This window comes from Pseudomonas bubulae (assembly GCF_900618535.1).
GTDB classification, from domain to species: domain Bacteria; phylum Pseudomonadota; class Gammaproteobacteria; order Pseudomonadales; family Pseudomonadaceae; genus Aquipseudomonas; species Aquipseudomonas bubulae.
In genome coordinates this window covers 1-13,751 of record NZ_UYJA01000006.1, presented here as the reverse complement: position 1 = coordinate 13,751, position 13,751 = coordinate 1, and the positions used below count along the sequence as shown (strand labels likewise).

10 protein-coding genes are annotated in these 13,751 nt (G+C 58.3%); 5 read left to right on the top strand and 5 right to left on the bottom strand.

The annotated features are described in order from the left end of the window. The first annotated feature begins 48 nt into the window (after nt 1-48). The 3 genes from PPTH39_RS20055 (at nt 49) to aqpZ (ending at nt 3,498) form a co-directional block, all read left to right on the top strand. Nucleotides 49-612: a peptidylprolyl isomerase gene (locus PPTH39_RS20055; protein ID WP_095002672.1), complete on the top strand. Its 564-nt coding sequence runs from the start codon at nt 49-51 to the stop codon at nt 610-612. Between the two features lie 150 nt (nt 613-762). Next, nucleotides 763-2,595, top strand: coding sequence for an ABC transporter ATP-binding protein (locus PPTH39_RS20050; RefSeq protein ID WP_095002673.1), 1,833 nt, complete (start codon nt 763-765; stop codon nt 2,593-2,595). 201 nt (nt 2,596-2,796) lie between these two features. After that, nucleotides 2,797-3,498, top strand: coding sequence for an aquaporin Z (gene aqpZ, locus PPTH39_RS20045; protein WP_095002674.1), 702 nt, complete (start codon nt 2,797-2,799; stop codon nt 3,496-3,498). A gap of 17 nt (nt 3,499-3,515) precedes the next feature. Here aqpZ and PPTH39_RS20040 read toward each other — a convergent pair whose 3' ends face one another. Beyond that, complete coding sequence (locus PPTH39_RS20040; RefSeq protein WP_095018936.1) at nt 3,516-4,640, bottom strand: GNAT family N-acetyltransferase; 1,125 nt, start codon at nt 4,638-4,640, stop codon at nt 3,516-3,518. 258 nt (nt 4,641-4,898) lie between these two features. On the opposite strand from PPTH39_RS20040, the gene PPTH39_RS20035 reads away from it, so the two are divergent. Next, nucleotides 4,899-6,191 (top strand): putative porin, encoded by a 1,293-nt coding sequence (locus tag PPTH39_RS20035; protein ID WP_165446539.1) that lies wholly within the window; start codon nt 4,899-4,901, stop codon nt 6,189-6,191. A gap of 124 nt (nt 6,192-6,315) precedes the next feature. Here the strand turns inward: PPTH39_RS20035 and PPTH39_RS20030 are convergent, their stop codons facing one another. The 4 genes from PPTH39_RS20030 to hrpA all read right to left on the bottom strand — a co-directional run bounded on the left by PPTH39_RS20030 (nt 6,316) and on the right by hrpA (nt 12,536). Continuing rightward, on the bottom strand, nt 6,316-6,543 hold the full coding sequence (locus tag PPTH39_RS20030; protein ID WP_095002677.1) for an anti-sigma factor family protein: 228 nt from the start codon (nt 6,541-6,543) through the stop codon (nt 6,316-6,318). Beyond that, nucleotides 6,537-7,148 (bottom strand): RNA polymerase sigma factor, encoded by a 612-nt coding sequence (locus PPTH39_RS20025; RefSeq protein WP_095024130.1) that lies wholly within the window; start codon nt 7,146-7,148, stop codon nt 6,537-6,539. The genes PPTH39_RS20030 and PPTH39_RS20025 overlap by 7 nt, the downstream gene beginning before the upstream one ends. 137 nt (nt 7,149-7,285) lie before the next feature. Then, nucleotides 7,286-8,407: a beta-ketoacyl-ACP synthase III gene (locus PPTH39_RS20015; protein ID WP_095002679.1), complete on the bottom strand. Its 1,122-nt coding sequence runs from the start codon at nt 8,405-8,407 to the stop codon at nt 7,286-7,288. A gap of 217 nt (nt 8,408-8,624) precedes the next feature. Further along, the gene (gene hrpA, locus PPTH39_RS20005; protein WP_095018956.1) at nt 8,625-12,536 is read right to left on the bottom strand and encodes an ATP-dependent RNA helicase HrpA; all 3,912 of its coding nucleotides are present in this window, start codon (nt 12,534-12,536) and stop codon (nt 8,625-8,627) included. A 143-nt stretch (nt 12,537-12,679) separates the two neighbouring features. On the opposite strand from hrpA, the gene PPTH39_RS20000 reads away from it, so the two are divergent. Beyond that, entirely contained in the window at nt 12,680-13,576 is an 897-nt protein-coding gene (locus PPTH39_RS20000; RefSeq protein ID WP_095002680.1) for a DMT family transporter, read from the top strand. Nucleotides 13,577-13,751: the final 175 nt, after the last annotated feature.

The following is a 13,751-nucleotide window of genomic DNA, read 5'->3' as shown; positions in this document are numbered from 1 at the left end:
GACGGTGCGGCATAGAACGGTCACCCAACTTTTCAGGATCACTGAACCATGCTTAAAAAAATTGCTCTTGCCGCTGGCGCCCTGCTGTTCGCTGCCAACCTTATGGCGGCTGAAACTGCCAAAGCGCCTCACGTGGTACTGGATACCAGCTTTGGCAAGATCGAAATCGAACTGGACCCGGTCAAGGCTCCGATCAGCACTGACAACTTCCTCAAGTATGTCGACAGCGGCTTTTACAACAACACCATTTTTCACCGCGTGATCCCGGGTTTCATGGTGCAAGGTGGTGGTTTTACGTCGCAGATGGTGCAAAAACAGACCCGCGACCCGATCAAGAACGAAGCCAGCAACGGCTTGCATAACGTTCGCGGGACCCTGTCGATGGCACGCACGTCGAACCCGAACTCGGCCACCAGTCAATTCTTCATCAACGTGGCAGACAATGCGTTTCTGGACCCGGGCCGTGATGCCGGTTACGCCGTTTTTGCCAAGGTAGTAAATGGCATGGATGTTGTTGACCAGATCGTCAACTCGCAAACCACCACCAAACAAGGCATGCAAAATGTGCCCATCGATCCGGTCCTGATCAAGTCGGCCAAGCGTATCGACTGACAGGCGCTATCACGCAGGAAGCGCTGACTGGAAACAATACACGGTCGCTGCTGCCGCAGACGGCTATGCTGCCTTCGCCTGCAGCGACCGTGTTTTGCTCTGCCGGTCACACCACTATAAGGAGAGCCCGCGCTGCGGGCGTCAGTGCCAATGCTCTATCGTCGCTTCGAACAACTGATCGATATTTTTCGCGAAGCCCCCACTCCGGCTCCGCCCAGCACTGTCTGGGCATTTTATCTCTACTACCTGCGCCAGGTCTGGCCCGTGTTTGCCGCCTTGCTGGTGGTCGGGCTGATCGCGGCACTGATCGAAGTATCGCTTTTCAGCTACTTGAGCACGCTGATCGACCTGACCCAGGGCACGCCCAATACTGACTTTTTCAAGGTCCACAGCGGTGAGCTGATCTGGATGGCCGTGGTCGCACTGATCATCCGCCCGGTGTTCTTCGGCCTGCATGACCTGCTGGTGCACCAGACCCTGAGCCCCAGCATGACCAGCATGATCCGCTGGCAAAACCACAGTTATGTACTCAAGCAAAGCCTCAACTTTTTCCAGAACGATTTTGCCGGGCGCATCGCCCAGCGCATCATGCAAACCGGCAACTCCCTGCGTGATTCGGCGGTACAGGCCGTCGATGCGCTGTGGCACGTCCTGATCTATGCCATCAGCTCGCTGGTGCTGTTTGCCGAAGCCGACTGGCGCCTGATGATCCCCCTGCTGACCTGGATCCTGTGCTATGTCGGGGCCTTGTATTACTTCGTACCACGGGTCAAGGAACGCTCGGTGGTATCTTCTGATGCACGCTCCAAACTGATGGGCCGCATCGTCGACGGCTATACCAACATCACCACCCTCAAATTGTTCGCCCACACAAACTTTGAGCAGCAGTACGCGCGCGAAGCCATTATCGAGCAAACCGAAAAAACCCGACTGGCCAGTCGCGTGGTCACCAGCATGGACGTGGCAATCACCAGCCTGAATGGCCTGCTGATCGTCAGCACCAGCGGCCTGGCGCTGTGGCTGTGGAGCCAGTCGCTGATCAGCGTCGGCGCAATTGCCCTGGCCACCGGCCTGGTGATTCGTATCGTCAACATGTCCGGCTGGATCATGTGGGTGGTCAACGGCATTTTTGAAAATATCGGCATGGTTCAGGACGGCCTGGAGACCATCGCCCAACCTGTCGCCGTGACTGACCGCGACCAGGCTCCACGCTTGATCGTCAACCGTGGCGAAGTGCGTTTTGAACACGTTGACTTCCATTACGGCAAGCGCAGCGGGATCATCAGCGACCTCAACCTGGTAATTAAACCCGGTGAAAAAATCGGCCTGATCGGCCCTTCCGGTGCCGGCAAGTCAACCCTGGTGAACCTGTTGTTGCGCTTGTATGACCTACAAGGCGGTCGCATCCTGATCGACGATCAAAACATCGCCGAAGTGACGCAGGAAAGCTTGCGCGAACAGATCGGAATGATTACCCAGGACACCTCGCTGCTGCATCGTTCGATCCGCGACAATTTGCTGTACGGCAAGCCGGACGCCACCGACGAGGAGCTGTGGGAAGCCGTGCGCAAAGCCCGGGCCGATGAGTTTATCCCGCTGCTATCCGATGCCCAGGGCCGCACCGGTTTTGACGCTCATGTGGGCGAGCGCGGCGTCAAGCTGTCCGGCGGCCAGCGCCAGCGTATCGCCATTGCCCGCGTGCTGCTCAAGAACGCTCCGATCCTGATCATGGACGAGGCCACCTCGGCACTGGACTCCGAAGTCGAAGCCGCGATCCAGGAAAGCCTGGAAACCCTGATGCAAGGCAAAACCGTGATTGCCATCGCCCACCGCCTCTCCACCATTGCACGGATGGACCGTCTGGTGGTCCTGGAAAACGGCCGTATCGCTGAATCCGGAACCCACAGCGAGCTGCTCGCCAAAGGTGGCTTGTACTCGCGTTTGTGGCAACACCAGACCGGTGGTTTTGTCGGCATCGACTGAACCAAAAAAGCGCTAACTGCAAAGCGCGTGGAGCACAACGCCAGCCCCCGATTTCAAAGGGGGCTGGCGTTTTTTATGGCACTGGAAAAAAAATCGGCGAGTGCTGTAATTAGTAAAGGATTCGGGAGAATCCTGTAGTAAATCGCAGGAGGCAACGCCGCTTCAATTGCTCGATGGATTTATCCATCCGGGATCTCCTCCATGACCTTGTTCAAACGTTCCGTCACTGAGTTGCTGGGTACTTTCTGGTTGGTATTGGGCGGTTGCGGCAGTGCTGTGCTCGCAGCCGCGTTTCCTGATGTCGGCATCGGCCTGCTGGGGGTGGCTCTGGCATTTGGCTTGACCGTGGTGACCATGGCCTTTGCCATCGGCCATATAAGTGGTTGCCATCTCAACCCGGCCGTGTCTTTCGGCTTGTGGGTTGGTGGACGCTTTCCTGCAAAAGAACTGCCTGCCTACATCATTGCCCAGATCCTCGGCGGTGTGATTGCTGCCGGGCTCCTGTACATGATTGCCAGTGGCAAACCCGGCTTTGATCTGGCTGCCAGCGGGCTCGCAGCCAATGGCTATGGCGACCACTCACCCGGTGGCTACTCCATGGTGTCGGGGCTCATCTGTGAAATCACCATGACCGCCATGTTTATCCTGATCATCATGGGCGCCACTGACAAACGGGTATCCGCGGGGCACGCCCCTCTGGCCATCGGCCTGGCGCTGACGCTGATCCACCTGATTTCGATCCCGGTGACCAACACGTCGGTCAACCCGGCGCGCAGCACAGGCCCGGCGCTGATCGTAGGCGGCTGGGCGCTTCAGCAGTTATGGATGTTCTGGTTGGCGCCAATGCTGGGTGCGGCCATTGGCGCACTGGTCTATCGCTGGCTGGGCAAGGAAGGCAGCTAAACGGCCGGACGCGAGGGTCAGGCCTGCCGATATGGCAGCGCCGACCTCGCCTCTTCAGCATACGCCAGCACACCGACCCGCTCACGCTGCAAAAAGTCACTTACGGCCGCCTTCAAGCCCTGATGGCGCAGGTAATGCCATGAGTGTGTGATCACCGGTTCAAAGCCGCGAATCAGCTTGTGCTCGCCCTGAGCACCGGCATCAAAACGCCTGATACCGTGGGCGATAGCGTAATCCATGCCCTGGTAGAAACACGTCTCGAAATGCAGGCGGTCAAACTCGCCAAGACATCCCCAGTAGCGACCATAGAGACTGTCGCCGCCGATCAGGCTGAACGCCATCGCAACCGGGGTCGAACCCTGTTTGGCCAGCACCACGCGAATCGATTCGGGCATGCGCTCGGCCAGCAGGCTGAAGAAATCCCGGGTCAGATACGGCGTTTGCCGTCGCACAGCATAGGTGTTGGCGTAGCAGGCGTAGACAAAATCCCATTGCGCTTCACTCACCTGCTGGCCTTCCAGCCACTCAAACTCAAACCCCTGCCCTGCCACTTGCTCACGCTCTTTGCGCATCTGTTTGCGCTTGCGTGAGCTCAGGGCATCGAGAAAATCCTGAAAGTCCCGGTACCCGCGGTTCTGCCAGTGAAACTGACAACCCAGCCGTTGCATCCAGCCGGGTTGTTGCGCCAGCGCCGTATCGGCCAGCAGGTCGGTGAAATTGATATGGGCGCTGGACAACCCTTCGATCTGCAGATAACCGGGCAAGGCCGCCAGCAGCTCAAGCCCGTCCTCGGCACGGGCGGCCAACAACCGGGGGCCGCTGACCGGACTGAACGGTACTGCCGCAAGCAGCTTGGGGTAGTACTCGATACCTGCCCGCTCACAGGCTTGCGCCCACTCGTGATCGAACACGTACTCACCGTAGGAATGCCATTTTCGATAACTGGGCAACGCCGCCTGCAACTGCCCATTTTCATAATGCAGTAAATGCTCGGGCTGCCAGCCTGAATGCGGGCCCAGGCTGGCACTGTCTTCCAGGGTACTGAGAAAGGCATGGCGCAAAAAAGGCTGGGCCACCGGCACCAGCGCATCCCATTCATGGGAGGGGATGGTGGACAGGCTATCGAGTCGTTGAAGCGGCATTAATAGTCCTCAAGGCGCGGCTTAGACGCGATGGTATCACCCAACCACTGAATCGCTTCACTGTCACAGACTTGCTATCAGTCTGCCACTTTTCTGTCATATCCACCCGCGATACTGACGCCGCTTCTTAGAACACGGGGTTATGAGCGACCTGTTTGCCAACACGCTCATGACACGCCAAGCCTCGTTAACGTGAGCCCGTAAAGGGCCGATTTTTCTTGGGGTGGCTAGGGCCATCTCAGCACTGGGAGATTCATAATGCGTCTTGTATCTACACGGGTTGCTGCGGGACTGTGTGGTGGCCTGGTATTGGCCATGAGCGTTCCGGCCAGCGCTGCGGTCGATGCCAAACTGCTCGAAATGCTAAAAGCCAACGGCTCTATTTCGCCTGCACAGTACTCCGAGCTGCAAACTGAACTCGCCAGTGAGAATCAAGCCAAGCAAGAAGCTGCCGCCGACCAGGTGAAAAAATCCGATCTCAGTGCCTTCGAACAGAAAGTCGCCTGGGCCGCCAAAACCGAACTCAAGGGGGATGTACGGGTTCGTCAGGAAACCGTCAAGATCGACGGCGAATCCGATGGCAAGAACAAGGACCGCCAACGCATTCGTGCTCGCCTGGGCGCCTATACCGAAATCAACCCGCAGGTGAATACCGGTATCCGTATTGCCACTGGCGGCGGTGATGATGCACGTTCCACCAACCAGGATCTGGACAACTACTTCGACAAGAAGCAACTGTGGCTGGACATGGCGTTCATCGACTACCACCCGACCGCCGTCAAGGACCTGCACCTGATTGCCGGCAAGATGCCACAGCCGTGGGTCAATATGGGCGATGTAATCTGGGATAGCGATATCAACCCGGAAGGTCTGGCCGCCACTTACAAACACAACCTGGGCAACAGCGGCGTCGAAATGTTTGGTAGCGCCGGTTACTACACCCTCAAGGACAACGTTGACGGCGAAGGCGTGCAATTCAAGCACGACCTGAGCCTGTACGCCGGCCAGCTGGGTGCTCGCTTCGCCCCTACCGACAGCCTGAAAGTGACCTTGGGCGGCAGCGTTTACAGCTACAACAACGACAAGGACAGCAAGTGCCCGACCACCGGGACCAAGACCACCCCATGTGCACTCGGCGTCAACGGTAACAGCACTGACGAGTTCCGCCTGTACGAAGGCTTCGGTCAGGTCGATATCGCCAACCTGCCCGTGCCGCTGTCGCTGTACGGCCAATACGTGCATAACGCTGCCACCGACAGCGATCAGGATGATGCCTGGTTGGTGGGCTTCAAATCCAAGCTCAACGCCTTCAGCCTGGACTACAACTACCGCGATATTCAGCGTAACGCCGTGGTCGGCGCTTTCACCGATTCTGACTTCGCCAACGGTACTACCGGTTCCCGCGGTCACAAGTTCAAAGTGGGTTATGAAATCGACAAGAACTTCGGTGTCGGCGTGACCTACTTCCTGACCAAGGCCGACTACGCGACCTCCACCCAGAAAGATGCCAAGGCCAACACCTTGCAGCTGGACCTGGAAGCCAAGTTCTAAAAGAAAGGTTTACTCAATAGACAAAACGCTGAAGTCATTCAGCGTTTTGTGCCGTAAAAGCAGAGCGAGGATGCCGTCGGCCCCCATCACATCCACCGACAGTGTTCTCGTTCATGCCCCGCCATCAGCGCGACTGCTCGCGCATCATTCGCTCAACCGTCTGCTCCAGATCCTCCGGTGGCGGTTCGGGAAGTTTTTGCAACGTGCCCCTCAACAAACGCATTTGCCTGATAAAACGCCTGCAGTTCGGACAGAACAGCAAATGATGGCGTACCAACAACCGCTGACGAAAACTCAGCTGACCATCCAGATAGTCACTTGAGACCGCTACTTGCTGTTTGCAGGTCAACATTCGCCAGTTTCCTCGAAATGTTCCACGGTCGCGAAGACTTTGAGTCGGGCGCGATGTATCAACACCCGGACATTAGAGAGCGATATCTCAAGAATATTACAAATTTCTTCGAGCTCGAGCCCCTGGCGCTCGCGCAACACCAGCACACTGCTCTGCAACTGCGGCAGACTGAGGAGCGTTTGCTCAAGACATTCGCGCAACTCATCTTCGCTGAGCAATGCGTCAGGGCTGTCCTGATGCCAGGAATAAGGGGCAAGCAACCAGTGGCCATCGCTGGAAAACCGCTCATCGTCGACAGTACCGTGGGGCGAAGGCAAATCGTCGAGCAGCACTTCACGACGATTTTGCTTGTAGCGTTGTTTCGCCGCATTGGCCGTGATGGTCAGCAGCCAGGTTTTCAGGCTCGAACGGCCTTCGAACCCGGACAGGTTGCGCACCACTGACAGCCAGGCGTCCTGAACGATTTCGTCAGCATGGCGATTGCCGACGATCGCATGGGCCACAGCGCGCATGGCACCTTGATAGGTAGTGACCAGCTCGCGGAAGGCCTGTTGCTCGCCGTTAAGCAGACGTTTGAGCAGGTCAGCGTCGTCAACAGTTGCCATGCAGGTCTCCGCAACCGGAAAGTGATTTTTCTGTGTGGGAGCGGGCTTGCTCGCGATAGCATCACCGCAGTTTGCCTGTCAGACCGCGCTGCCTGTATCGCGAGCAAGCCCGCTCCCACCACAAACCAGCTGTGACCTTAGCGTTTACGCAGAATCACGCTGCCAATCGAGTAGCCGGCACCGAACGAGCTGAGCACCGCCAGCGAACCGCTTGGCAAGTCGTCCTGGTACTTGTGGAAGGCAATCACCGAACCGGCCGAACTGGTGTTGGCATAGGTGTCGAGAATCACCGGAGCTTCTTCGACCGAAGCTTCGCGGCCCAACAGCTTGCGCACGATCAGGTGGTTCATGCTCAGGTTGGCCTGATGCAACCAGAAACGTTTGACTTGCGCCACGTCCAGCTGGTTTTCCTGCAGATGCTGGCCGATCAGTTCAGCCACCATCGGGCAGACATCGCGGAAGACCTTGCGCCCTTCTTGTACGAACAGTTTGTCCGGGCTGTCAGCTGGCTCGTCGGATGCACGGTTGAGGAAGCCGAAATTGTTGCGAATATTGTTCGAATACGTAGTCAGCAGTTTAGTGCTGACGATGTCGAACTGGTGTTCGGACGTTGCCAGGTCGGCACGCTCGACCACTATCGCGGTCGCGGCATCGCCAAAGATAAAGTGGCTGTCACGGTCACGGAAGTTCAAGTGGCCGGTGCATACTTCAGGGCTGATAAGCAGTACCGCGCGAGCCTGGCCCAACTGGACGCTGTTGCTGGCGGTCTGGATACCGAACGTTGCGGAAGAACAGGCCACGTTCATGTCAAAACCAAAACCCTGAATGCCCAGTGCATGTTGCACTTCGATGGCAATGGCCGGGTACGGGCGTTGCAGGTTGGAGCAGGCCACGATCACGCCGTCGATGTCAGCGGCGGTTTTACCCGCGCGTTCCAGCGCTTGTTTGGCAGCGCCAACGGCCATTTCGCAGAGTACCGACATTTCGTCGTTGGAGCGCTCCGGCAAATGCGGGCGCATGCGCTGCGGGTCAAGGATGCCGTCCTTGTCCATCACAAAGCGGCTTTTTATGCCCGAAGCCTTTTCGATAAAGGCGGCGCTGGACTCGGCCAGAGGCTGGATTTCACCGGCCTCGATAGCCACGGCGTGGTCCGCGTTGAACTGTTGTACATAGGTATTGAAAGACTGCACCAGCTCTTCGTTGGAGATGCTGTTGGCCGGGGTGTACAGGCCGGTGCCGCTGATGACGACGTTATGCACGATCGTTCCTCTATTCTGTTCAAGCAGAAGATATTGAAATCGTTTCAGGTACGGATAGCCGCGAAGTTTGCCATAAATGCCAGCATTTGGCGTTATTTACGGATCTTGCAGTAATCCCCCGTGGGAGCTGGCCTGCTCTCGATTGCAGCAACACGGTGCAAATGCATGACCGCGTCGCCTGCATCGCGAGCAAGCCCGCTCCCACAGGACTGCAGGATCAAGCCTCCACCAAACTCCACTGCTTACTCAGGCGCTTGTCCGAAATCGGCACCTTGGTCCCCAGTTGCTGGCCGAATAACGACACCCGATATTCTTCCAGCCACCAGCGGTACAACTCAAGTTGCGGATCGCGCTTGCCCTCCTGCGCATGCTTGGTCGCACGCGCCTGGTACTGCGCCCACAAACCACTCAGCTCACCACTCCAGACCCGGTCTTTTTGCACCTGGCCCGGCAGTTTTTCAAGACGCATTTCTATCGCCTTGAGGTAGCGCGGCAACTCTTTAAGCCACAAAGCCGGGGTTTCGCGCACAAAACCCGGGTACACCAGATGGCTCAGCTGCTGCTTTATGTCATTCAACGCCACCGCCTGGGCCAGATCGATCTTGCCCTTGAAGCGTTTTTGCAGACCATGCCACAGTTTGAGGATTTCCAGCGTCAATCTGGCCAGCTTTTCCGCATGTTCGGTCCAGGCTCCGCGCTTGCGCTCGGCAAGCGATGCCAGCCCCGCGCCATCACGGGGTAGTACCGCCTCGCCTTCCAGGATGCAGCTGTCGAGGCTGGCCAGCAGAATGTCCTCCACCAGGCTCTCGACCCGACCCAATTCGCGGTACAAAAGGCCAAGCTCAGTCAACCCTGGCAGCTTGCCACGCAAAAATTTCGCCGGTTCCGCCAGTTGTTGCATCAGCAAACGCTGCAACGCACGGCGATGCTGGAACTCAGCCTCGGCCGGGGTAGAAAAGCGCCCTTCCTTGACCGTATTGCCCTCTTCCACCAGCGCCGGGTAAACCGTCATCGACAGCCCGGCGATCTTCTGCTGGGTTTTCTCCGCCACCGGGGCAAACACCTTGGCCTCGACCGGCTGCTGATTTTTCGCGGTTTGCGGTACGGCCAGTGCTGCCTGACTGGCCTGGGCAAAGCGGGCCGTCAATTCGGCCAGATCACGACCCTCGCCGAGAAACTTGCCGTCGGCGTCGACCACTTCGATATTCATCTTCAGATGATTTTCAACTTGCTGCGCGGCTTGCGCCCAGGCCTCGTCGCTCACCCGAGCGCCGGTCATGCGCAGCAATTCGCGGCCCAGGGTTTGTGGCAATGATCCCTCAGCAAATTCCATGCGCTGCAACGCGGCCTTGACGAAGTCCGGCACCGGCACGAAGTTTTTGCGCAATGCCTTGGGCAAACTGCGCACCAGGGCGATGCATTTGGCTTCTATCATGCCGGGCACCAGCCACTCCATACGTTCCGGCGGCAAAACCGGGAGCAGCGGCGCTGGCACCTTGACCGTCACGCCATCGCGGGGGTGGTTGGGTTCAAAGTGATAGCTGAGCTCCAGGGTCAAATCCCCCAGATGCAACGTGTCAGGGTAATGCATGGCCGTGATTTCGGTGGCTTCGCGGGCCAGCACGTCTTCTTCGCGCATGATCAGCAACTGTGGATCTTTCTGGCTGTTGACCCGATACCAGCTGTCAAATGTCGCGGTCTGATGAATCTCGGCCGGCAGGCGAGCGTCGTAAAACGCGTAGAGGGTTTCTTCATCCGCCAGAATGTCACGGCGCCGGGCCTTGGCCTCCAGTTCGTCGAGTTGTTCAAGCAACTGCGCGTTGGCCGTCAGGCATTTGGCCCGCGACTGAATTTCGCCACGCACCAGCCCTTCACGGATAAACAGCTCGCGGGACAGCACCGGGTCAATCGGCCCGTAATGCACGGCACGGCGACCGACCACGATCAGGCCGAACAGGGTGATCTGCTCATAGGCCACCACCTGCCCGCGCTTCTTCTCCCAATGGGGCTCGAAGTAGTTCTTTTTCACCAGATGCCCGGCCAGCGGTTCGATCCAGTCCGGCTCGATCTTGGCCACCATCCGCGCATACAATTTGGTCGTTTCTACCAGCTCGGCAGTCATCAGCCACTGCGGACGCTTTTTACCCAGCCCCGAAGACGGATGGATCCAGAACCGCCGCTGGCGCGCCCCGAGGTAATCTCCGTCCTCGGTTTTTTGCCCGATCTGGCTCAGCAACCCCGACAGCACCGCCTTGTGCAGTTTTGCATAATCGGCCGGTTCCTGATTGACCGTGAGCTGCATATCGCGACAGATCAGGCTCAATTGACGGTGGGAATCACGCCACTCGCGCAACCGCAGGTAGTTGAGGAAGTTCTTGCGACACCAGTTGCGCAGCGGGCTGGCCGTCAGCGCCTGGCGCTGCTCCTCAAAACCGCGCCATACGTTGATCAGACCGGCAAAGTCAGAGTCGACATCTTTCCATTGCGCGTGGGCCTGATCTGCCGCTTGTTGACGTTCCGGCGGACGTTCACGCGGGTCTTGCACCGACATCGCACTGGCGACGATCAATACTTCCTGCAAACTGCCGAGCTTGGCGGCTTCGAGCAACATACGGCCCATGCGCGGGTCCACCGGCAGGCGGGCCAACTGACGGCCCAGCGGTGTGAGCTGATTTTCGCGGTTAACCGCCGACAGTTCTTGCAGCAGATTGAAACCGTCGGTGATTGCCTTGCCGTCCGGGGGCTCAATAAACGGAAACGCGGTGATTTCGCCCAGGCGCAGGTGCAGCATTTGCAGGATGACTGCCGCAAGGTTGGTACGAAGAATCTCAGGATCGGTAAACTCCGGGCGACCGTTAAAATCTTCTTCGGCATACAGGCGCACGCAGATACCCGGCTCGACCCGGCCACAACGGCCCTTGCGCTGGTTGGCGCTGGCCTGGGAAATCGCTTCTATCGGCAGGCGCTGGACCTTGGCCCGGTAGCTGTATCGGCTGATGCGCGCCGTGCCGCTGTCAATCACGTAACGGATGCCCGGCACAGTCAATGACGTTTCCGCTACGTTGGTGGCCAGCACCACACGGCGGCCCGGGTGCGACTGGAAAATCCGCTGCTGTTCGGCAGGCGACAACCGCGCATACAACGGCAGGATCTCGGTGTGCTTGAGTTGCGCCTTGCGCAGCATGTCGGCGGCATCGCGGATTTCCCGCTCGCCTGGTAAAAATACCAGCACATCGCCGGGGCTTTTACGCTCACTGCGCTCGAACGCGGCAATCTCGTCCAGGGTGGCAATAATGGCCTGGTCGACGCTCAGGTCTTCTTCAACGTTGTTGCCCTCTTCGTCCTGCTGGGAGGTCAACGGGCGATACCAGGTCTCGACCGGAAAGGTACGGCCCGACACTTCGACAATGGGCGCGTCATTGAAGTGTTTGGAGAAACGCTCAAGATCGATGGTTGCCGAGGTGATGATGACCTTCAAATCGGGACGACGGGGCAGCAGGATCTTCAGATAACCGAGCAAAAAGTCGATGTTCAGGCTGCGCTCGTGGGCTTCGTCGACGATGATCGTGTCATAGCGTTCGAGATAGCGGTCGTGCTGGGTTTCGGCCAGCAGGATACCGTCGGTCATCAGCTTGATCAGGGTATTGGAATCGCTCTGATCCTCAAACCGCACCTGATAGCCGACCAGCGCACCCAGCGGCGTGCCCAGCTCTTCAGCCACCCGGCTGGCCACACTGCGGGCGGCGATGCGGCGCGGTTGGGTATGGCCGATCAGGCCGTGCTGCCCACGGCCGATTTCAAGGCAGATCTTCGGTAACTGGGTGGTTTTGCCCGAGCCGGTTTCACCGGCCAGGATCAGCACCTGATGCTTGAGCAGCGCGGCCTTGATCTCGTCCCGCTTGGCCGCGATCGGCAGATTTTCGTCATAGCGAACCTGCGGCACACTGGCCGCCCGCGCTGCCACCTGCGCGCACGACGCCTGCACCCGCTCGGCCCAGGCGGCCAGCTTGGCGTCGTCAGGCTTTTTGCGCAGCTCATGCAATTGCCGGCGCAGCTTGTGGCGGTCGGCAATCATGGCTTGATCGAGGTTTTTCAACAGTTGGTCGATAGCAGGCGATTCGTCAGTCATCAGGTGCGCAGAATTCTTCGTAAATGCAGGGGGCGGATTGTCGCAGATTTGGACGCTCATGCACGAATCTGTAGGAATTAGCGCGTTGTCTTGTCCGCTGCATCCCCTACACTGCCCGCCTTGAAACTTGTAAGGAAAATCCCGTGAGACTTGTCGATTTGCTGCGCATGCTGTCGCTGGCAGGCATTTGGGGCGCCAGCTTTCTGTTTATGCGGATCATTGCACCGGTACTCGGGACCATCCCGACAGCTTTTTTCCGGGTTTCCATCGCAGCAACCGGTCTGGTGGTGATTCTGGCGCTGATGCGCGTGCGCTGGGATTTCGGCGGCAAACTCAAGGTAATCCTGATACTGGGGGTTATCAACTCCGGGGTACCGGCCACGCTGTATTCGGTGGCGGCCCAGGTGTTGCCTGCCGGTTACTCATCGATTTTCAACGCCACCACACCGTTGATGGGCGTATTGATCGGCGGTCTGTTTTTCAGCGAAAAATTGACCCTGACCAAAATGGCCGGGGTGTTTCTGGGCTTGCTCGGTGTAGGCATTTTGACCCGTGCCGGGCCGGTTGCTTTCAATCTGGACTTGCTGATGGGCGCCCTCGCCTGTCTGCTGGCCACCACCTTTTATGGATTTGCCGGCTTTTTGGCACGCCGCTGGCTGGATCAGCAAGGCGGTCTCGACCCTCGTCTTTCGGCACTGGGCAGTATGCTCGGGGCTACTTTGTTCCTGCTGCCGCTGTTCGGGCTGAGTGTGATCAATCAGCCACCGGTCAGTTGGGGCGGGACGAGTGTCTGGTTATCGTTGCTGGGTCTGGGGCTGGTGTGTACGGCGTTTGCCTATATCCTGTACTTCCGCTTGCTGACCAGCATTGGCCCGGTCAAATCCATGACCGTGACCTTTATGATCCCGCCGTTTGGCGTGCTGTGGGGCGCGCTGTTTCTGGGCGAGCCGCTGTCGATGGCGCACCTGTACGGAGGTCTGCTGATCGCCGTGGCGCTGTGGCTGGTGCTCAAGCCCGGGGCAATGGCAGCGTCCAAATAATCACATGCCGTGGTGGGGTTTTGGCGGGCAATTGACTTAAAAAAAATCCAAAAAAATCTATGGTCACCCCCCATTTTGCAATACTGATTAACGGGTGATGTGGTTGGCTTGCTTAAATCTATCCGGCGTCTGTTTGGGGCACGCCCCAGCGCCACGATGAGAGTCGCGCCTGGCG